General features: G+C 63.7%; 17 protein-coding genes. 8 read left to right on the forward strand and 9 right to left on the reverse strand.

Going from position 1 to position 19,438, the window contains the following annotated elements:
• Positions 1–222 precede the first annotated feature (222 nt).
• The 6 genes from ABIE00_RS11650 to ABIE00_RS11675 all read left to right on the forward strand — a co-directional run bounded on the left by ABIE00_RS11650 (position 223) and on the right by ABIE00_RS11675 (position 7,507).
• Complete coding sequence (locus ABIE00_RS11650) at positions 223–1,821, forward strand: PucR family transcriptional regulator (RefSeq protein ID WP_354260368.1); 1,599 nt, start codon at positions 223–225, stop codon at positions 1,819–1,821.
• On the forward strand, positions 1,818–2,750 hold the full coding sequence (locus tag ABIE00_RS11655; protein WP_354260370.1) for a glutaminase: 933 nt from the start codon (positions 1,818–1,820) through the stop codon (positions 2,748–2,750). Before ABIE00_RS11650 ends, ABIE00_RS11655 begins: the two co-directional genes overlap by 4 nt.
• A gap of 82 nt (positions 2,751–2,832) precedes the next feature.
• Positions 2,833–4,350 (forward strand): amino acid permease, encoded by a 1,518-nt coding sequence (locus ABIE00_RS11660; RefSeq protein ID WP_354260372.1) that lies wholly within the window; start codon positions 2,833–2,835, stop codon positions 4,348–4,350.
• Between the two features lie 49 nt (positions 4,351–4,399).
• Positions 4,400–6,163: a thiamine pyrophosphate-dependent enzyme gene (locus tag ABIE00_RS11665; protein WP_354260374.1), complete on the forward strand. Its 1,764-nt coding sequence runs from the start codon at positions 4,400–4,402 to the stop codon at positions 6,161–6,163.
• 130 nt (positions 6,164–6,293) lie between these two features.
• Positions 6,294–7,043, forward strand: coding sequence for a dienelactone hydrolase family protein (locus ABIE00_RS11670; RefSeq protein ID WP_354260376.1), 750 nt, complete (start codon positions 6,294–6,296; stop codon positions 7,041–7,043).
• Between the two features lie 191 nt (positions 7,044–7,234).
• Positions 7,235–7,507: a hypothetical protein gene (locus ABIE00_RS11675; RefSeq protein ID WP_354260378.1), complete on the forward strand. Its 273-nt coding sequence runs from the start codon at positions 7,235–7,237 to the stop codon at positions 7,505–7,507.
• Positions 7,508–7,658: 151 nt separating this feature from the next.
• On the opposite strand, the gene ABIE00_RS11680 is transcribed toward ABIE00_RS11675, so the two are convergent.
• The 3 genes from ABIE00_RS11680 to ABIE00_RS11690 all read right to left on the reverse strand — a co-directional run bounded on the left by ABIE00_RS11680 (position 7,659) and on the right by ABIE00_RS11690 (position 9,111).
• A complete protein-coding gene (locus tag ABIE00_RS11680; RefSeq protein WP_354260380.1) occupies positions 7,659–7,835 on the reverse strand; it encodes a CsbD family protein in 177 nt (58 codons plus the stop codon).
• A 329-nt stretch (positions 7,836–8,164) separates the two neighbouring features.
• Positions 8,165–8,428 carry an antibiotic biosynthesis monooxygenase family protein gene (locus ABIE00_RS11685; protein ID WP_354260382.1) on the reverse strand — a complete coding sequence of 88 codons (264 nt, stop codon included), beginning with the start codon at positions 8,426–8,428 and terminating at the stop codon, positions 8,165–8,167.
• 284 nt (positions 8,429–8,712) lie between these two features.
• Complete coding sequence (locus ABIE00_RS11690; protein ID WP_354260384.1) at positions 8,713–9,111, reverse strand: hypothetical protein; 399 nt, start codon at positions 9,109–9,111, stop codon at positions 8,713–8,715.
• A 241-nt stretch (positions 9,112–9,352) separates the two neighbouring features.
• Between ABIE00_RS11690 and ABIE00_RS11695 the strand changes: the two genes are divergently transcribed.
• Positions 9,353–11,278, forward strand: coding sequence for a transketolase (locus ABIE00_RS11695; protein ID WP_354260386.1), 1,926 nt, complete (start codon positions 9,353–9,355; stop codon positions 11,276–11,278).
• A gap of 286 nt (positions 11,279–11,564) precedes the next feature.
• A complete protein-coding gene (locus tag ABIE00_RS11700) occupies positions 11,565–12,302 on the forward strand; it encodes a GAF and ANTAR domain-containing protein (protein WP_354260388.1) in 738 nt (245 codons plus the stop codon).
• A 330-nt stretch (positions 12,303–12,632) separates the two neighbouring features.
• On the opposite strand, the gene ABIE00_RS11705 is transcribed toward ABIE00_RS11700, so the two are convergent.
• The 6 genes from ABIE00_RS11705 to ABIE00_RS11730 form a co-directional block, all read right to left on the reverse strand.
• Complete coding sequence (locus ABIE00_RS11705) at positions 12,633–13,676, reverse strand: NAD(P)-dependent alcohol dehydrogenase (protein WP_354260390.1); 1,044 nt, start codon at positions 13,674–13,676, stop codon at positions 12,633–12,635.
• 121 nt (positions 13,677–13,797) lie between these two features.
• Entirely contained in the window at positions 13,798–14,787 is a 990-nt protein-coding gene (locus ABIE00_RS11710; RefSeq protein ID WP_354260392.1) for a D-2-hydroxyacid dehydrogenase, read from the reverse strand.
• On the reverse strand, positions 14,784–15,881 hold the full coding sequence (locus ABIE00_RS11715; protein WP_354260394.1) for a tartrate dehydrogenase: 1,098 nt from the start codon (positions 15,879–15,881) through the stop codon (positions 14,784–14,786). The genes ABIE00_RS11710 and ABIE00_RS11715 overlap by 4 nt, the downstream gene beginning before the upstream one ends.
• Positions 15,878–17,419, reverse strand: coding sequence for an aldehyde dehydrogenase family protein (locus ABIE00_RS11720; RefSeq protein ID WP_354260396.1), 1,542 nt, complete (start codon positions 17,417–17,419; stop codon positions 15,878–15,880). Before ABIE00_RS11720 ends, ABIE00_RS11715 begins: the two co-directional genes overlap by 4 nt.
• A 12-nt stretch (positions 17,420–17,431) precedes the next feature.
• Positions 17,432–18,709 (reverse strand): NAD(P)/FAD-dependent oxidoreductase, encoded by a 1,278-nt coding sequence (locus ABIE00_RS11725; protein WP_354260398.1) that lies wholly within the window; start codon positions 18,707–18,709, stop codon positions 17,432–17,434.
• A gap of 27 nt (positions 18,710–18,736) precedes the next feature.
• Positions 18,737–19,411 carry a haloacid dehalogenase type II gene (locus tag ABIE00_RS11730; RefSeq protein ID WP_354260400.1) on the reverse strand — a complete coding sequence of 225 codons (675 nt, stop codon included), beginning with the start codon at positions 19,409–19,411 and terminating at the stop codon, positions 18,737–18,739.
• Between the last annotated feature and the right edge of the window lie 27 nt (positions 19,412–19,438).

The raw sequence follows: 19,438 nt of genomic DNA on the forward strand, positions 1-19,438 counted from the left end.
GGGCCGGCGTTATTCCTATGACGGAAGATACGAGTCCAACGTCACGGCGCGGATTCACGATCCGTGCAGGACCTTCCCGCTCGCGACCTGAAGACGATTTGGACCGGAAACCGAAAATCCACCGGTCCATTTGGATCGCGTCACATATTTTCGGTGGAGTTCGCTCGCTACCATGAGGTGACCGGACAGAGCCGTCCGGGCGGATCGACGCAGAAGGAAACCATGACCGCGGTTACTGTGGACGATATCCTTTCGGACTTCCCCTTGGGTTTCGCCACCCTCATCATGCGCCCCGCCCCCGAGCGTTCGGCGGTCGAAAGGTTCCTGATCGTCGATGCCGATGATGAAACGTCCGACGCCGGCGCAGCCTTTGTCCTGCTGATCGGCGTCCGTGGCCGCTCAGCTTTGCCGGCGCTGCGCCGGCTTCTGAAGAACCCGCCGCCGGTTGTTGCGGTCAAGGGAAACCGCGAAGAGCTGACTGACGCCGAGGAACTGCTGGGCGCCGCCGGCACGGGACTGCTGCTGGTGGACCCCGCTGCCGATTGGGACCGACTCCTGTCGATCGCCAAGGACCGGATCCAGCCGCGCAGTTACCAGAGTGAAGTGCTGACCCTGCTGGAAGAAGACCTGTTTGCCATCGCCCAGACCACCGCACGCCTGACCTCGAGCCATGTGGTTATAGAGGATGCTGCCAACAAGGTCCTGGCCTACTCCACGGTCTCGAACGACATCGACGAACTGCGGAAGGCGTCCATCCTGGCCCGGCGCGGCCCGCGGAAGTACGAACTGCTGCTCAAGGACCTCGGTGCCTACCGCGAACTGCACAGAACCCGGCTCCCCGTGCGTGTGCCGGCCAGGCCGCAGGACGGGCTGAGGGAGCGCGTGGCCATCACGCTGTTTGCCGGTGACCGGATCATGGGCTATATCTGGCTCCAGGAAACCGGGGATGGTTTCACCGCCGATGTTGACTACGTGCTCACCGGATCCGCTGCCCGGGCCTCCGCCGAGCTCATCCGTTACCGCAATCAGCAGTCCGTGCATATGCGCGAGGACCGCATTGCCCGGATTCTGTCCGGTTCGGCGGAGGCCGCCGCCAGTGCCCGCAGCGGGAAGATCCCCGCGGAGCGGCCCGCGGCATTGATCCTGATAGGAATGTCCCCAACCGACTCCCAGGCTGATGATGCCGCGCTGAAGCATGGCGAGCTCGCCAGCCTGGCCTCCATCCACGCCGCGGCTTACAAGGCGTCAGCGGTCGTCGGTCAGTTCAAGGGCGTCACCGCCGTCGTTATCCCGGGCCTGCAGTCAGCCGCCGCGGAACCCGGTCTGCGCAGCATGGCCGAATCCATCGTCCGCGACGCGGACAAGCACCTGGGCATCAGCCCCTTCGCCGCTGTGAGCCCGGTGGCTCCTGACCTGCTGACCCTGCATTCCCTTACCCCGATCACCGAGGCGCTGCTGGACTGTGTTGGGACATCAGGTGAAAGGTCCGTAGCCACCGTGGCGGATTTCGAGGGCGAAATCCTCTTCCGTGACGCCGTTCGGAGCTTCCTGACGTCACCGTTCCGTCACAGCAGTCTGTCCGCCCTTTTGCGGGACGACGCCGAGCTCGCCGAAACCCTGCGGGTGTACTTCGACGTCTCGCTTGACGTTGCCGAATGCGCCAAGCGCATGGCGCTGCACAAAAACACCGTCTACTACCGGATCAGCAAGGCGGCCCGTGTCACTGGGCTGGATTTCGGCAAGCCCCGTGATGCGCTGGTCGCCATCCTGCATATCCAGGCATTGGGCGCTACCAATAACGAACGTCAAGGCAGGAAATGACTACAACACTCGATGCCCCGCCTCTGGACCCGCTACTCGATGACATCGTCCGCACCCACAGGCCTCAGCGGGAATCCGGAACGGTCCCGACTCACATCCCGTCCCTAGCGGCAGTCCCCTTCAACAGGTTCGGGATAGCAGTGGCTACCGTGTCCGGGGAGGTCTTTACTTCAGGGGACGCGTACGTTCCATTCTCAATCCAGAGCATTTCCAAGGTGTTCACCCTGGCCATGGCCCTGCAGCGGGAGGGTCCTGTCTCGGTGTGGTCCAGGGTCTTACGCGAACCGTCCGGCACCGCCTTCAATTCGCTGGTCCAGCTGGAGGTGGAGCACGGCATCCCGAGGAACCCATTCATTAATGCCGGCGCCCTGGTAGTCACCGACCACCTGATGAAGGAAACTCAAGACGCCGCCTCTGCGCTCCTGCGCTTCCTCACTGAAGAGGCCGGTGGCCCTGGGCCGTTCATTGACGAAGCAGCGGCACTGACCGAGCTTTCCAACAGCAGCCGCAACCTCGCCCTGGCCCACTTCCTCAAAGACTTCGGCAATCTTCGACAGTCCGCTGAGTCTGTGGTGGAAAACTACGTGCGCCAGTGTTCCATCATGATGACCTGCGAGGAAGTGGCCAAGGCCGCTCTGTTCCTCGCACGGGGCGGTATCGGAGCCTCCGGCACGGTGCTGTCCCGGAGTGAAGCGAAACGCATCGGTTCCATCATGCTGACCTGCGGTATGTACGACGCCGCCGGTGAATTCGCGTACCGGGTAGGACTGCCCGGAAAAAGCGGTGTGGGCGGCGGGATCGTGGTTATCGTCCCCGGCCACTGCGCCATCTGCGTCTGGAGCCCCCGCCTGGATGCCAAAGGCAACTCCCTGGCCGGCAGTGCGGCCCTCGCCGACCTGTCCGACCGCACCGGCTGGTCCGTTTTCTGACCTGCAGCCCGTCCCGGATACCCCCGGACCGGTTCCTTCCCCTCTCACCCCAGCCAGATCTTTCCCAATAGAAAGGAACACCATGCCTCACAACAGCCCCAATGATGCGGTTGCTTTGCGCCAGGCGATCCCGCAGCAGGCACATGCTTCGGAAGCGGCGTTGCATGCCGAGGACAAGGGCTACCACAAGAGCCTTAAGCCGCGGCAGATCCAGATGATCGCCATCGGCGGCGCGATCGGCACCGGCCTGTTCCTCGGCGCCGGCGGCCGGCTCAACGCCGCCGGCCCGTCCCTGGTCATCGCCTACGCCGTCTGCGGCTTCTTCGCCTTCCTGATCCTGCGCGCCCTCGGCGAACTGGTGCTGCACCGGCCCTCCTCGGGCTCGTTCGTCTCCTACGCCCGCGAATTCTTCGGCGAAAAGGCAGCCTTCGTCTCCGGCTGGTTCTACTGGATCAACTGGGCCACCACCACCATCGTGGACATCACCGCCGCCGCCCTCTACATGAACTTCTTCGGCAACTACGTCCCCTGGATGGCCGACGTCCCCCAGTGGGTCTGGGCACTGACCGCCCTCATCGTCGTCCTCGGCCTGAACCTCGTCTCCGTCAAGGTCTTCGGCGAAATGGAATTCTGGTTCGCCATCATCAAAGTCGCAGCCCTCGTCGCGTTCCTGCTCATCGGCACCTACTTCGTCATCTTCGGCACCCCCGTCCCCGGCCAGGAGGTCGGCTTCAGCCTCCTCACCGACAACGGCGGCATCTTCCCCAACGGCCTGCTGCCCATGATCATCCTCATGCAGGGCGTCCTGTTCGCCTACGCCTCCATCGAACTCGTCGGCACCGCCGCCGGCGAAACCGAAAACCCCGAAAAAATCATGCCCAAGGCCATCAACTCCGTGGTCTTCCGGATCGCCGTGTTCTACGTCGGCTCCGTCATCCTGCTCGCCCTGCTCCTGCCCTTCACCTCCTACCAAAAAGGCGTCAGCCCCTTCGTGACGTTCTTCGGCTCCATCGGCATCCAGGGCGTGGACGTCATCATGAACCTCGTCGTCCTCACCGCCGCCCTGTCCTCCCTGAACGCCGGCCTCTACTCCACCGGCCGGATCCTGCGCTCCATGTCCGTGGCCGGCTCCGCCCCCAAATTCGCCCAGCGCATGAACAAGGCCGGCGTCCCCTACGGCGGCATCGCCATCACCGCCGGCGTCTCCCTGCTCGGCGTCCCGCTGAACTACCTCGTCCCCTCCCAGGCCTTCGAGATCGTCCTGAACATCGCCTCCGTCGGCATCATCGTCACCTGGGCCACCATCGTCCTCTGCCAGATCCAACTCAAACGCTGGGCAGACAAAGGCTGGCTCAAACGCCCCTCCTTCCGGATGTTCGGCGCCCCCTACACCGGCTACCTCTCCCTGCTCTTCCTCATCGGCGTGCTCGTCATGGTCTTCATCGACTCACCCCTGACCCTCGTAGTCACACTCATCGCCATCGCCCTCATGGTCGCCGGCTGGTACGCCTGCCGCAAACGCATCCACGAAATCGCCGAAGCCCGCGAAGGCTTCACCGGCATGTCCCCCGTCATCGCCAACCCGATACCCATCAAATAAGACCTGCATCACCACAAAACCCAGCCCGCCAGCAAGACAAAGAAAGCACATGACAACAGAGTCTCAGTCCACCTTGACCGCATCCGACAACCGTTCGCACGATGATCGGCCCCAAGAACCAAAGCCCCGACAGGTCCAGTCCGATGGCGAAGCCGAAGCACACGGCCCGGCCCTGAAATCTGCCGGCCACGTGATCGTGGACTCGCTCGCGGCCCATGGCGTGGCGCGCACCTACGTCGTTCCCGGTGAAAGCTTCCTCGACGTGCTGGACGGGCTGCACAACTCCGACATCGAGACGATCGTGTGCCGCCATGAGGGCGGGGCAGCCTACATGGCTGAGGCGGACGGCAAAATGAACCAGCTGCCTGGAGTCGCCATGGTCACCCGCGGGCCCGGCGCCGCCAACGCGCACGTCGGGCTGCACACGGCATGGCAGGATTCGACGCCGGTGCTCCTGTTCGTCGGCCTGATCCCATTCGCGCACCGTGACCGCGAAGCGTTCCAGGAGTTCGACATCAAAGCCTGGTTCGACACCGGCGCCAAACGGGTTATGGTCCTTGACCACGCGGAGCGGGCCTCCGAGATTGTCGCCGAGGCGATGTTCGCCGCCATGAGCGGACGTCCCGGGCCAGTAGTGGTGGGCCTGCCCGAGGACATCCTCCAACAGAAGGTTAAGCCGGAACTGCACCCGCCTATCCCCGTCGCGGCTGGCGGAATGAGCAGCCGGGATGCGGAGGCTCTCAGGGCAGCGCTTGCCGAGTCCACTAAGCCGCTGTTTGTGACTGGCGGCAACGACTGGACCCAGTCAGCGGCGGACCAGCTGACCGCTTGGCTGGAACGGCACCAGATACCCGCTGCAGCGGAGTGGCGCACCCAAGGAACCGTTTCCTTCGATTCCCCGTCCTATGTCGGGCCCATCGGATACGGCCGGCCGCGCCCCACGTATGACCTGCTTGACGAAACCGACCTCCTGGTATTTGTTGGCACGGTGCCGGGAGACGTGATTACGGACGGATTCGTCTGCCGGCAGGACTGGAGCAAGCAGAACTTCCTGGTCACAAGCGACCCCGCACTGCGCGGCCGTTCGGGTCCGGTCTCCCGGCAGATCCTCGCGAAACCGGAGGCGTTTGTCCACGACCTTGCGCTGATCGACCTACCGGTCAAGGAGGAGTGGAAGGCATGGACGGGCCGGATGAGGGCCGAGCAGGAGTCCTTTGCCGCGCTCCCGGCGTCGACTCCATCTGCAGGCAGGGCAAGGATGGACACATTGATGGCAAACCTGGTCCCCGGACTGCCGGAGGACGCGCTGGTGACCTTCGGCGCTGGCGAACACACCAACTGGGCGCACCGATACTTCCCCACCCGCCGCTATGCCTCCATGATCAGCGCCCGCAACGGCTCCATGGGCTACTCCATCCCGTCGGCCGTCGCGGCATCCCTTGCGGAACCGCAGCGCCGGGTGGTGACCATCGCCGGCGACGGGGAATTCCTCATGAACGGGCAGGAACTGGCCACGGCAGCCCAGTATGGCGCCACCCCGCTGGTCATCGTCATGGACAACCAGGAGTATGGCACCATCCGCACCCATCAGGAGCGCCACTACCCGGACCGCGTTTCCGGCACCCAACTGAAGAACCCCGACTTCGGACTGATGGCCAGGGCGTTCGGCGGTTTCGGCGTCACAGTCACCGAGGACAAGGACGTTCCCGCGGCCCTCGCCGCGGCCCTTGCCGCCATCGATAATGACGGCGTCTTCGCCCTCATCCACCTTGTGGTAGAACAACGCGTCAAGGCGTATTCAAGCACCGTCTGACGGAACAGCCGACGACGGCGGTACCTCCCGCCGTCGTCGGCTAACTGTACGTAGCCGTGGGGGCACCGCTCCGCATCCCGATTTCATGGCGGGACCCGGCATTACTGCTGGCCTCCGATAGTGTGGGCTCATGCCCCTCGAAATCCCTGCCGCAGAAGGCACCGCTGAGGCCCTCGTGGCACGGCCGTCCACCGCAACCGGCCCTGTTCCCGGCGTCATCCTCTACATGGACGCCTTCGGCCTGCGGCCCCGAATCCAGGAGATGGCCCAGCGCATCGCCGACTGGGGCTACGTGGTGTTGGCGCCAAACGTCTTCTATCGTGATGGATCAGTCGCTGAGCTTGCCCCGGCCGGGGACATGTCCACCCAGGAAGGCAGGGAGGCTGCAGGCAAGGCTGCCTTTCCCCGGGTTGGCCGCCTGACGCCGGACAAGGCGCTGCGGGACATCGATGCGTGGGTGTCCGCGCTGGCCGGGCTCGACGGCGTAACTCCCGGTCCCATCGGGACCACAGGTTACTGCATGGGCGCCCGGCTGGCTGTGCGGACGGCAACCTCACATCCGGACGTGGTGGCAGCGTGTGGCGGCTTCCACGGCGGCGGCCTGGCCACGGACGAGCCGGACAGCCCGCACCTCAAGCTTGGCAACGCGCGGGCCCGGTTCGTATTCGGCCATGCGGACCATGACCGCAGCATGGCAGCGGACGCCGTCGCCCGGCTCGGCGAAGCCCTCCAGACCGCAGGGCTTGAGGCATCCAACCAAATCTACGCGGGGGCGCCTCACGGCTACACCATGGCCGACACCTCCGTCTTCGACCCGGACGCCACCGAACGGCACTTCCGGGAGCTGCGGGCTCTACTCGACACGACGCTGAAAGGCTGAACCCCCGGTCACCGCCCCCGGCCGGATTGCCCTTGAACAAGGCAAAGGCTAAAAGCCCCAGAACTTACTGGCGCGTAAGGGTTATGCTCGCCGGATTCAGACGCTAACCTTTCGGTGGTGGCCCGGGGCAACGATCATGGGCAGGAAACGTGCGGAGGGCCGAATTCATGGCGAAGGCAGTTACATTTTCCATGACGGCCATGCCCAAAAACGGTGCACAGGGCAGCTTCCGCGACACCGTCTTGAGTCTGCGGACTGATGAGGTCCACGACTGCATCCTTTCCGTGTTTCACGTCAGCGACTCCTACGCCCTGTTCAGCGGTGAAGCCCTGCCTGCCCCGCATACGACCAGCAGCGCTGCACTCCGGGCGTACCTGCTCCAGCGGCTCGCCGGAGAAGGCACCGACTTGGACCTGGACGTAAAGATCGCCCGGGTGTCAGAATCGGCCCGCTCTTGCTCGTGACCTGAACCGCCGACATTTCTGCCGGGAGTCCTGATTTCCAGGGGCCAAAGCTGGGTACGGTGAAACCAGCCAGCCGATGGGGCACGCCATAACCGCGACACGTGAAAGGGGTGCGCCGCGATGCGGCGCACCCCTTTCGCGGGCATTCGGCTCAGTCCTTCCTGAAGGCGTCCTTGACCTTCTCACCGGCCTGCTTCAAATCGCCCTTGGCCTGATCGGCCTGGCCTTCGGCGCGCAGGCTCTCATCACCGGTTGCGGCGCCTGCAGTTTCTTTGCCCTTGCCGCCGGCCTTCTCAGCGGCGTTCTCGATCTTGTCGCCCAGTCCCATGGTGTTTCCTCCTCTGGTTGGCGGCCGTTCCAAACGGCCATAAACATCAGCTAAGCATGCTTAGCATTCCGTTTCAAACTATCGGGCACCTCTCCCGCTGGCTGCCCTTCCGCCCTCCGGGATCGGATTGGCCACCCAGGCCGTCGTCGGCTTCAGGATCTGCGGTCGCTCAATGCGGTTGTTGGCGCAGGCGTTGCCCGGGCCTCGATGCCGTCATCAGCGTGCAGACCAGTTCGGTTATGCCACGTGCCCCGTGCGGCTGGAATCGCACCGCCGCTGGGTCAGGCGATAACAGAGTGCCGTTCTGCGGCCAGGGCAGATGGCGACTGCTACGGCGTCACCTTGTTCATCAGCTCGTGTTTTTCCGGGGTGACCTCTACCGGCAAGTTTGGCTTGACGCTGTCGTTGAACCAACCGTCGTGCTGCTCCGCACTCTCCCAGACCTCCACAACCCTTAGCCCGCCATCCTGCTCCCAGGCGTAATGCGCGATGAATCCAGGAGTGGTTTTGAGCTTGTCCGTAAGGGCAGCCGCGGTTCCTTCATATTGTTCCCGGGTCATGCCGGGCACGGTGCTATAGGTCAGGATTGTCATGGTGGACTCCCTCAATATGTGCCTGCCGGCCGGGCGGACGGGTTCCGCGGACAGAGTCGGCGCAGCCAGATCTTACGCCCGCAAAGATCGGACAAACAGGGCTGGGGATCCACCTCTTGGCGGCACGTGAGCGCGCGGGACATCGCCGAGGACCTCTCCCGGCGTGAAGTGAACCTCTGTATCGCGGGATCTATCCACAACCCCTTGGATCCCGCCATGGTTATCATGGGCGGAGCCACCCGGCGGCCCTCAGGCAGGCCTCCTTCGGCCGCATGAATCACCAACTATGTGCTTGGCTTCTCATCCGGTCCGCCGGTTTGTTCCGTTCCGGTGGCGGCCTTGCGAGTCGGGTCTACAGTTCCGTCGCGCCCGTAGTCGCCTTCTGTGTAGCGGCCTATCTCCGACTCCGCAGTTCGCCCACCGGCGCCCCCTGCCAAGCCGTAGTCGCCTTTCACGAAGCGCCCAGCTTCCCGGGCCTTGCTGCCGAGGGGTTCGGGTAGGCCGCCCTCTCTGCCGGCCCCGCCAAAGTCCCCTTGGATGTACTGGCCTTCCTCATCGTCGGTGTGGCGGCCACGTTCGGTTCCCGCGGTTCCGTAATCGCCTTTGACATACCTGCCACGGAGTTCGGGTTCTTCACCGGCTGACTCATCCGTGGGCTCGTCAAATCCGTTGCTGTCCGTCATGATCTTGCCTTTCGCTGACGAATCTCTGCGCCCCGCTAAAGGCGCATTTAAAGTTTATCGAGGGCCCTTCCGCGGCAACAGGCCGCCCGTATCTGTGCGGAACCGCGAACGCAGCCTGGCTACCACTCAACACCAACGTCGCAGCCTTCGTCCCGGACAACTACCAGAGCCCTTGACTCGCTCCCGCTCCCGGGGGCACGCTGCAGGGGTCCGGGAAGTTTCATCGATGAAGGACATCACCATGCCCACGCCAAATCACGAAAACCTCGGCCCCGACCTCTTAAGGGTCGCTGAACTCGCTGCGCAGCTTCGGGTGGACTCCATCCGGTCGAGCACCTCCGCAGGGTCCGGCCACCCAACGTCGAGCATGTCCGCCGCAGACTTGCTGGCTGTCCTCGTGAGCCGTCATTTGCGCTACGACTGGGACGCACCGGACCTGGACGTCAACGATCACCTGATCTTCTCGAAAGGCCACGCCTCTCCCCTGCTGTACTCGGTCTTCAAGGCGGTCGGCGTCGTCTCTGACGAGGAGCTCATGACCGGCTACCGCCGCTTCGGCCAGCGCCTGCAAGGACATCCGACGCCGGCACTGCCGTGGGTAGACGTCGCGACCGGTTCACTGGGGCAGGGACTACCCGACGGCGTCGGCGTCGCCCTGGCCGGGAAGTACCTTGACCGGCTCCCCTACCGGGTCTGGGTGCTGTGTGGCGACAGCGAAATGGCGGAAGGCTCCATCTGGGAAGCCCTGGACAAGGCCTCCCACTATGGCCTCACCAACCTGATCACCATCGTCGACGTCAACCGGCTGGGGCAGCGGGGCGCGACCGAGCTCGGCTGGGACATGGAGAACTACGCCCGGCGGGTCCAGGCTTTCGGCGCGCAGGCCATCATCATCGACGGTCACGATCTCGACATGATAGACGAGGCCTTTTCGGCTGCAGCAGAAGCGCCCGAGGACAAGCCTGTTGTCATCCTTGCCAAAACCATCAAGGGAAAGGGCTTCGCCGAGGTCGAAGACAGCCCTGACTGGCATGGAAAACCCTTCCCGCCCGAAATGGCTGAGAGGGCGATTGCCGAACTCGGCGGCGAAAGGGCGCTGACCCTGCGCGGGCCTCAGCCAGAGGCCGGGTCAAAAGCGGACATCAACGCTCCCAGCAGAGCGCTCCCCAGCTACAAAATTGGCGAGAAGATCGCAACGCGAAAGGCTTACGGCGACGCGTTGGCGGCGCTTGGTGGCAACGACCCCGCCGTTGTCGCCTTGGACGGGGAGGTCGGCAATTCCACCCATTCCGATGAATTCGCCAAGGCGTTCCCTGACCGGTTCTTTGAGATGTACATCGCAGAGCAGCAACTCATTGCGGCCGCAGCTGGCCTCAGCACCCGGGGATATAAAGCCTTCGCCTCCACCTTTGCCGCATTTCTCACCCGCGCCTATGACTTCATCCGCATGGGTTCCATATCCGGGATCGATCTTCGCCTTTGCGGGTCCCACTCGGGCGTTGAGATTGGCGCCGACGGCCCCTCCCAGATGGCCTTGGAAGACCTCGCAATGATGCGGGCCGTGCATGATTCCACTGTCCTCTACCCTGCCGACGCCACCAGCACAGCCGCACTGGTGCAGAGCATGGCGGAAACCCCAGGCATCAGCTATCTCCGGACCACACGCGGTGCCTACCCCGTCCTGTACAGCCCTGCAGAGCAGTTCCCCGTGGGCGGTTCCAAGCTCCTCCGGTCCTCCGACAACGATGACGTCACCCTCATCGGCGCGGGGGTCACCCTTCATGAAGCACTCAAGGCTGCAGAAATCCTGGCCGCTGAAGGAATCCAGGCCCGCGTCGTCGACTGCTACTCCATCAAGCCCATAGACACAGAGACGCTGCTCACCGCAGCAGGCGAGACTCAGGGCCGCGTCGTCATAGCTGAAGACCACCACCCTGAAGGCGGCATGGGATCAGCAGCCAAGGACGCCCTGCTCATGGCACCACCAAGTGATCTGTCCATTACCCACCTGGCCGTCCGGGGCATGCCCGGATCCGGAACCGGCCAGGAGCTTCTCGCCTGGGCAGGCATTGACGCCCAGCACATCGCAGAGGCAGCCCGACACCTGGTAAAAGCAGGGATCCTCGTCGGCCCCGACGGTCCGGTGCTTCCCGGCCAAAAGGCTTAACGAAGTTCTGGGGAGGAACCGGATGGCAGCGGGAAGCTCTTCCGGTGGCCCATGGGCCGGGACCGTGCAGGCCGAGGAACGGCCGCCCGTTCCGGACTGGTGGACATGTGTCTGCTACACGGAAGAACCGCTCGCTTTGTTGGCTCGTGGCAATGACGACTGACGGCTGCGCCCGGTCTTTGCGGACTGCCGACTTTCCCCGTCGTCTTGTCGAAGGCGGGCCAGGTGGGAAGACCGGGCCGAATAGCAGGTGACGCGGAGCAGATGTCTTCTTACGATTAGGCCTATGACATCCATAGGACATGCTGAGCACATCCGGAGCCTGCATGAGCTCGTGGCGGGCAGCGCAGACCTCAAAGTAATCCTCAATGGAGTGACAGTCTTTGCCTCGGACGCGATGAGCCAAGCGACCAGGGAAACGATCGACTGCGCGCTGACGCTTCGCCGGCGCAAACGCACTGCCACGATCGCCGGAAGCAGTGAGCGGGCCGTGCACCTGGACCACATCGAACAAACACTTCGCCAAGGACCGTGCCTGGAGGCTCTGGACGCCGGCCGCCCCGTGCTGCTGGCCGATGTCGCCACCGACACCAGCTGGCCCCAGTACAGCAGCGCGCTGGCCGCCGAGGGCTGCCACAGCGCCCTGGGTGTGCCCATGGACCTGGGCGAAACATCCGAAGCGGTCTTGAACTTCTTCGCCCCGAGGGCAGGCTTGTTCACGGAGTCCGTGATCAAAGAAGCAACGGCCTTCGCGCACGTTGCCGGCAGCACCCTACGCCTGGCGATCAGGATCGAAGCCGTGGAACAGCTCAATGCGGACTTGAAATCGGCGATGGCCACCAGAACCGTTATCGACCGCGCCTGTGGAGTCATCATGTCACAGAGCCGTTGCGGTCCCGAGGAAGCGTTCGATCTGCTCAGCAAAGCCTCAAGCCACAGAAACCAGAAACTGCATGCCGTCGCCGCGGACATCATCGCCCGTCTCAGCGGCAGCGCCGAAAATCGACTGCACTTCGAGGACTGAACGGGTAGGCGGCCGCCCTTCTCGGCGGCGTAGGCACTGACTTGCTGTCATCGGCGTTGCCCCCGATATCCAGATAGTAGATCCAGAGCTGAACCCGGTTCATGCCGAGTTCCCGAATTATCGAAGCCGTCAGGATCTGGGCATCCCCTTCCCCCGGCAAGAGACTGCGTCTGCTTGCCGTTGGTATGCGAACAAGTGGCTGCCGGGCAGGCAGGGCTTCGGCCAGGCCAACGATCGACGACGTCCGTGGTGAGTTTCAAGGTAAGTGCCCGTCCGGCGAGCAGAATGTACCACCTGGTGCAACCAGCCGTCGGGCCGGAATAGGGCATCCTAGAACGTGCCGGCGTCGATCACGAAGCGGTACCGCACATCACTCGCGATAACCCGGTCGAAAGCGTCGTTGATTTTGCTCGCTTGAATGACCTCGACCTCTGCCCCGAGGCCGTGGGCTGCACAGAAATTCAGCATCTCCTGCGTCTGAGGGACACCGCCCATTTTGGATCCGGCCAGGTTCCGCCTGAAAGCTACAAGTGACCAGGCGCGTTGCGTCAGCGGCTTCGAAGGCAGACCTACGAGTACCAGGGTGCCGTCCAGGGCAAGCAACGAAAGGTACTGGTCGACGTCGATATCCGCCGAGACAGTGTTGATGATCAGGTCAAAGCGACCCGCCAGGACTTCGAAGCTGGCGCGGTCGGAGGTGGCGTAGTAATGCTGCGCCCCCAGCCGGCGCGCGTCCTCCTCCTTCTTGAGTGACTGGCTGAGTACAGTGACTTCGGCACCCATGGCAGCCGCCATCTTGACGCCCATATGGCCCAGCCCGCCCATACCAATAATTGCGACCCGCTTCCCGGGTCCGGCGTTCCAGTTCCGCAAAGGCGAGTACATAGTGATGCCGGCGCACAGCAGAGGGGCGGCGGAATCGAGCGGAAGACCATCAGGAATCCGAAGGACGTAGTTCTCGTCCACCACTATGCTGCTGCTGTAGCCTCCGGCGGTCGGCAGCCCGTCCCGGCCCACCGAGTTGTAGGTGCTGACGGCTCCCAGGAGGCAGTGCTGCTCCTCGCCGGCACGGCAGTTGGCACAGTCGCGGCAGGAATCGACAAAGCAACCCACGCCCACACGGTCCCCCACTGAATAGCGCGTCACCTTGGCGCCGACGGCTTCTACGACACCGGCGATCTCGTGTCCGACGACCACCGGGTAATTTATGCTGGTCCAGTCGCCACGGGCCGTGTGGATGTCGGAGTGGCAGATCCCTGTGAACTTGATGGCGATGCCCACCTCGCACTCACCGGGATCGCGGCGTTCAACGGTGCCGGATTCCAACGGGGCGGTGGGCGAGATTGCGACATAGGCTTTGGCGAGGGTGGGCATGAAAGTTCCTTAACTACTGGTGCAGGCGGTGTGGACCTGCAAATTTGCTACAGCTTCACTGCGACGCGCTTGAGCATCCCGGAGAAGAGGACCAATACGCCACGGTCCTGTGTGTCATTGCTCAATCCTCGGGTGGAGCAGGGACGAACCCGAGAGCCTTATCCACGACATTTTCCAGTGGCTCACCGCTGCTATACCGCTTCAGGTTGTCCACGAACAGCTTGCCGAGATCGTCGAGATAGCCCTCGGTGTCGCCGCTCATGTGGGGTGTGATGATGAGGTTCTCCATGCCCCACAGGGCATGCCCTTCCGGCAGGGGCTCGGGATGCACGACATCAAGCGCGGCACCGGCGATGGCTCCCGAGGCCAGCGCTTCCGCCAGCGCTTCGGTATCAACCAGTTCCCCGCGACCCACGTTGAGCAGACAGGCGGACGCCTTCATCGCGGCAAGGACCTCGACATCCACGAGTCCCCTGGTCTCATCGGTCAAAGGTGCCGTGAGCACGAGATAGTCGTAGTCGTGCACGACGCCGCCCAGGTGCCGGGAGGAATGAATCCGCCCAAAGTCCTCGTCCCCGGGACGGCCGGTCCGGCCGGCGCCGTCGACGTCCATGCCGACGGCACGGAAAAGCCGCGCGATCTCCCTGCCGATGGATCCGGTACCCACCACGAGGGCGCTTCGCCCGTGGATTTTGCGGGTGACCCGGTGCTGCCAGCGCTGTTGCTGCTGCAGCCTGAACGAGCCCGGTGCATCCTTGGCCATGTCCAGCACAAAACCCAGCGCGAACTCAGCGATCGCCCTGCTCAGCACGCCGCGGGAGTTTGTGTAGGTAATGTCGCTCGCCACCAGCCCGTCAAACATCAGCTGGCTGACTCCCGCCGCCGTGACATGGACCCACTTCAGGGACGAGGCGGCGCCCCAGTTCTCCCGCAAGGCCGGCGAGAACGAGTGCCACTGATACAGCACGTCTGCGCCGTCCAAGGCCTGCGCAAGTCCGTCGGCCTTGGTCAGCCTAACCTCCGCGAGCTCCTCGACCTCCGTCAGGCGGGGCGGCAGCGCCTCGCGGTAGAGTGCCGCGACAACGGGGCGTTTGCGTTCCCGGACCTTCATCGCGCCGATATCGCGGGCGTGCTGTCGGCGTAGTTCCCGGCAAGGGCATCGACAGAGGACAGCACAGCGGCGGTGAATTCCGACGTCGATGCGGTTCCCCCGACGTCACGGGTCCCGTGGCCCTCCCGGAGAGCGGATTCGAACGCGGCTTGCAGGTGGGCGGCGGCCTCGGGGTGGCCGAGGTGTTCAAGCATCATGGCGCCCGACCAGATCTGCCCCACAGGGTTTGCCAGACCCTTCCCGGCGATATCCGGGGCCGAGCCGTGAACCGGCTCAAACAGGGACGGGAAATCCCCCTCCGGGTTCAGGTTAGCGCTGGGTGCCAGACCAATGGATCCTGTAGCTGCGCTGCCCAGGTCCGAGAGGATGTCGCCGAACAGGTTGGAAGCCACGATGACATCCAGGGTCCAGGGCTTCAGGACAAGATGTGCGGCCAGGGCGTCCACCAGTTCGCTGGTGAGAGTTACAGTGGGGTACTCGCGAACCGTTTCCGCGACGATCTCGTCCCAGAACGGCATGGTGTGCACGATGCCGTTACTCTTGGTGGCCGAGGTCAGGTGCCCGCTCCTGGACGCGGCGAGACGGGCTGCGTAATGTGCGGCCCGCAGGATGCCAAGTCGTGTGAAGACCGTGGTTTGCATGGCGCTTTCCTCGGGCAGTCCTCGGTACATCCTTCCGCCGATCTCCGAGTATTCCCCTTCGTTGTTTTCCCGGACGATGAGGAGGTCGATCGGATGCTTGGCCGCAAGAGGTGACGCAACGCCGTCGAGCGTTTTCACGGGACGGAGGTTGATGTATTGCTGGAACTCCCGGCGGATGGGGATCAGCAGCCCCCACAGCGATTCGGCATCGGGGATCTCCGGGGAACCTACCGCACCGAGGAAAATTGCGTCGTGCTTGGCGAGCTGCTCCAGCCCGTCAGCGGCCATCATCCGTCCGTGGCTGGCATAGTATGCGGATCCCCAGTCGAAGTATGTGAACTCCAACTCCAGGGAGTGAAGTTCTGCGATCCGCTCGAGGCAGTCGATGGCGGCGGGGACGACTTCGTTCCCGATGCCGTCGCCCGGAATTACAGCGATCTTGTGGATTCTCATGACGTTTTCCGTTCCGGCAGGCCGCCCGGCAGCTGCTGCCAGCCGGTACGCGATTCTCCAAGGTTGACTATGGTGCTTTTGGGTTCCGTCATCTCACGGACGGCGTACCTAACGCCTTCGCGGCCTACGCCGGACTTCTTGAAGCCGCCGAAGGGCATGGAATCAATCCGCACATCACTGGTCTCATTGATCACCACGGCGCCCACCTGCAGCTTCTCGGCTATTGCCAGCGCCCGGTCAATAGACTGGGTGAAGACGCCTGCCTGAAGTCCGTAGTCGGACCCGTTGGCGGCATGGACAGCGTCTGCGACGCTGATGAAGGGCATGATGCTGACCACCGGTCCGAAAACTTCCTCGGAGATCACCCGGCACTGCGCCGGCACATCGGTCAGGACCGTCGGCTCATAATAGGCATTCCGCCGCTTACCCCCGGCGTGCACGCGCGCCCCGGCAGCCCTGGCCTCGTCGACCCACTCCTCAACCCTCCGGGCTTCCGCCTCAGAAATGAGCGGCCCGACGTCGGTGCTGCGGTCCAGTTTGGGCCCGGTCCTAAGCGCCTTTGTGCCGCGGGTTACCCGCTCGAGTACGTCCTCGAACAGCGAGATGTGCACGTAGACGCGCTGAACCGAGAGGCAGTTTTGCCCGGCAACACCGAACGCCCCGGCCACGATGGCATCAGATGCCTGCACCGCATCCGCGTCGGAACACACGATCGTCGCATTGTTGCCGCCGAGTTCAGAAAGGATTTTTTTTGCTCCGGCTGTCGCCGCAATGCGGTCCGCAGTCCGGGGACCGCCGGTGAAGGAAATCAGATCGACCTGCTCATCGCCCACCAGCGCTTCGGAAACTCCGGGCCCGGCGACGATCGCGGCGAGGCGTCCGGAGGGGACACCCGCTTCCAGAAGCAACTGGACGAACGCCAGCCCGGTCAGCGGGGTCCGGCCGGACGGTTTAAGCACGACGCCGTTGCCTCCGATGAGGGCCGGGCCCAGCTTGTGTGCCACGAGGTTGAGCGGATCGTTGAACGGGGTGATCGCCGCGACGATTCCCACCGGCTTCCGGCTGTACCAGCCGATCTTGCCCGCACCGGCCATGCTGTCCTCGAAGCCCAGGGTCTCCCCTGTGAGTTCTCCGGAAGCGGCAGCTGAAAGGCGCAGGGTTTCGATGCAGCGGCGCACCTCACGTTCCGCCTCGGTGATGGTTTTGCTGCTCTCCGCGGCGATGATCCTGGCGAACCGCCCAGATTGATCGGCGAGAATCTGCGCTGCGGTCTCCAACGCCTGTCTGCGGGACCGCAGAGGCCACTCCGCACCCATTAGATGGCGGTGGATGTGGGCGACCGCCCTGCGGACGTCCTGGGGCGAAGAGGAGCAGACCCGGCCGAGCAGAATGCCGTCTTCAGGGTCCCGTATTTCCAGGATCATGTCGGTGGTCTGCCATTGGCCTTCGAAGAAGGCACCGCCGGGAAGGTTAGCGATTTCTGCCCGGCTGTACCCTGTTTCCGGGCGCGCGTCAGCGAGGGATTCGGATAGCGTCATGTTAGCCCTTGCCTACTTGACCCGGTCGATGATCTTGGCGGCCGCGCCGATGAAGGGCAGGAACCAGGGCGGGCCGAAGTGGCCGGGCACGGGCGGGTTTTTCAGGTCCTCCCACACGTTGGCCCTCTTGTCTCCGGCCATGTAGTGGGCCATTCTCTTGCCCATGTGGGCGGCCATCTGTACCCCGTGTCCGCTGTAGCAGAGGGAGTAGAAGAGACCGTCGTGGACACCTGCGTGGACCATCTGGTCCATGGAGAGGTCCACCAATCCGCCCCAGATGTAGTCCACCTTGGCGTTGGAAAGGTAGGGGAAGAGTTCGAGCATGGCCTTCCGCAGGATCTCCGCGCTCTTGACGTCCGAGTCCGGGCTGGACAGCGCGAAGCGGGCGCGGCCGCCGAAGAGGAGCCTGTTGTCCGGGGTGATCCGGAAGTAGTAGGTCAGCATCTTGCTGTCCGAGGCCTGGCGGCGGTTGGGCAGGATGCGGTTGACCACGTCTTCGGGCAGCGGGTCGGTCACAATGATGAAGCTGCCCACCGGGATCACGCGGCGCTGCAGCCACGGGGTGATCCCGCCGGTGTAGCCGCTGGTGGCGACCAGTACCTGCTTGGCCCGGGTGATGCCCCGGGTGGTGTGCACGTCGTGCACGGTGCCGGAGACCTTCTTCAGCTCGGTCACGGCAGCGTTCTCGCAGATATCGGCCCCGGCAGCAACGGCCACCCCGGCCAGGCCATGCACGAACTTGCCCACGTGTAGGCCCGCCCCGAGCGGGTCAACCATCGCGCCCTGGTAGAAGTCCGTGCCGATTTCGCTGTGGATCTCGGACTTGGGGATCACGGTGACATGGTGGTTGGCCAGGGTGGCCAGCTTGTCCTGCGACTTCAGGAAGCCCTCGTAGTGGGACTTGTGGAAGGCCAGCGAGAGCTTTCCAAAGCGGTTGTAGTCGCAGTCGATGCCATTGTCATGGACGAGCTTCTCGATGGTGTCGATGGCGTCGTTGTATTCCTGGAACATCTCCACGGCGCGCGTCGCGCCGTAGCGCTTGACCGCGGTGCTGAAGCTGATGGCCAACCCGGTCGTCGCCATTCCCCCGTTGCGGCCCGACGCGCCCCACCCCACGGTGTGGCGTTCGAGAACGGCAACGCTGGCGCCTTGCCTGGCAAATTCAAGGGCCGCGGACAGCCCCGTAAATCCGGCGCCGATGATTGCCACATCGACATTCTGGGGTACCGGAGTCTGCCGGTAGTCCCCGGATGCTTCGGCTGTGTCCAGCCAGTAAGGAATGAGTTTCACGGTTTGACCTTTCGCCTCGAAGTCGGTTTAGAGACCGAGGTGCTTGTTGATCTCGTCCAGGGACTTAGCAATGTTGAGGTCGTAGCCCGGGCCAATGGGGTCATAGCCACGGTCCAGCATCCAGAGGTTCCGGAAGCCCATGTCGTGCATCGGATGCATGTCGTAGCGTGTGTGCGAGGAGATGTGCAGGAAGTCCTCCGGCTTGGCGTTCAGGGTGTCCAGCATGTACTCGAAGGCCTGGTAGCGCGGCTTGTAGGCCTGTGCCTGCTCAGCGGTAAGCACGGCGTGGAAATCTGCGCCGAGCTTGGGAATGCTGATGTCCAGGAAGCTGTCGTCGGCGTTGGACAGAGCCACCAGCTTATAGTTATCGCCCATGAGTTTCAGCGGAACCGGCACGTCCTCGTGGGCAACCCAGCCGCGTACCGCCTCAGCGAACGCGGCACCGGCGCCTTCGGTCGGTCCAATGCCCCAGCGCTTGCACACGCGGTCAAAGGAATCCTGAAGGATCTGCTCGTAGGGCTTGAAGTCGCCAAGGACCTCGTCGAACCGGTACCCGCGGAACTGCTTCTTGAACGTAGGCCACTGCTCGTCAGAGATGCGGCCATCCAGCAGGCGGCGCGTGGTCGGGTCAATGTCGAAGTTGATCAGCGTGCCGTAGACATCGAAAGAGATGTACTTCGGCCGGAAATTGGTCTCTGCCATGATTCGTCCGTCCATTAGAAATTCTAT

It is taken from the genome of Arthrobacter sp. OAP107, from assembly GCF_040546765.1.
GTDB lineage: Bacteria > Actinomycetota > Actinomycetes > Actinomycetales > Micrococcaceae > Arthrobacter.

Bases quoted from the DNA above. Each gene is read 5' to 3' on its own strand.
- ABIE00_RS11650 (WP_354260368.1), top strand. From the start codon at position 223: ATGACCGCGGTTACTGTGGACGATATCCTTTCGGACTTCCCCTTGGGT.
- ABIE00_RS11705 (WP_354260390.1), bottom strand. From the start codon at position 13,676: ATGCCCACCCTCGCCAAAGCCTATGTCGCAATCTCGCCCACCGCCCCG.
- ABIE00_RS11690 (WP_354260384.1), bottom strand. From the start codon at position 9,111: ATGACGGACAGCAACGGATTTGACGAGCCCACGGATGAGTCAGCCGGT.
- ABIE00_RS11660 (WP_354260372.1), top strand. From the start codon at position 2,833: ATGCCTCACAACAGCCCCAATGATGCGGTTGCTTTGCGCCAGGCGATC.
- ABIE00_RS11670 (WP_354260376.1), top strand. From the start codon at position 6,294: ATGCCCCTCGAAATCCCTGCCGCAGAAGGCACCGCTGAGGCCCTCGTG.
- ABIE00_RS11680 (WP_354260380.1), bottom strand. From the start codon at position 7,835: ATGGGACTGGGCGACAAGATCGAGAACGCCGCTGAGAAGGCCGGCGGC.
- ABIE00_RS11655 (WP_354260370.1), top strand. From the start codon at position 1,818: ATGACTACAACACTCGATGCCCCGCCTCTGGACCCGCTACTCGATGAC.
- ABIE00_RS11700 (WP_354260388.1), top strand. From the start codon at position 11,565: ATGACATCCATAGGACATGCTGAGCACATCCGGAGCCTGCATGAGCTC.
- ABIE00_RS11710 (WP_354260392.1), bottom strand. From the start codon at position 14,787: ATGAAGGTCCGGGAACGCAAACGCCCCGTTGTCGCGGCACTCTACCGC.
- ABIE00_RS11720 (WP_354260396.1), bottom strand. From the start codon at position 17,419: ATGACGCTATCCGAATCCCTCGCTGACGCGCGCCCGGAAACAGGGTAC.
- ABIE00_RS11675 (WP_354260378.1), top strand. From the start codon at position 7,235: ATGACGGCCATGCCCAAAAACGGTGCACAGGGCAGCTTCCGCGACACC.
- ABIE00_RS11685 (WP_354260382.1), bottom strand. From the start codon at position 8,428: ATGACAATCCTGACCTATAGCACCGTGCCCGGCATGACCCGGGAACAA.
- ABIE00_RS11665 (WP_354260374.1), top strand. From the start codon at position 4,400: ATGACAACAGAGTCTCAGTCCACCTTGACCGCATCCGACAACCGTTCG.
- ABIE00_RS11695 (WP_354260386.1), top strand. From the start codon at position 9,353: ATGCCCACGCCAAATCACGAAAACCTCGGCCCCGACCTCTTAAGGGTC.
- ABIE00_RS11730 (WP_354260400.1), bottom strand. From the start codon at position 19,411: ATGGCAGAGACCAATTTCCGGCCGAAGTACATCTCTTTCGATGTCTAC.
- ABIE00_RS11715 (WP_354260394.1), bottom strand. From the start codon at position 15,881: ATGAGAATCCACAAGATCGCTGTAATTCCGGGCGACGGCATCGGGAAC.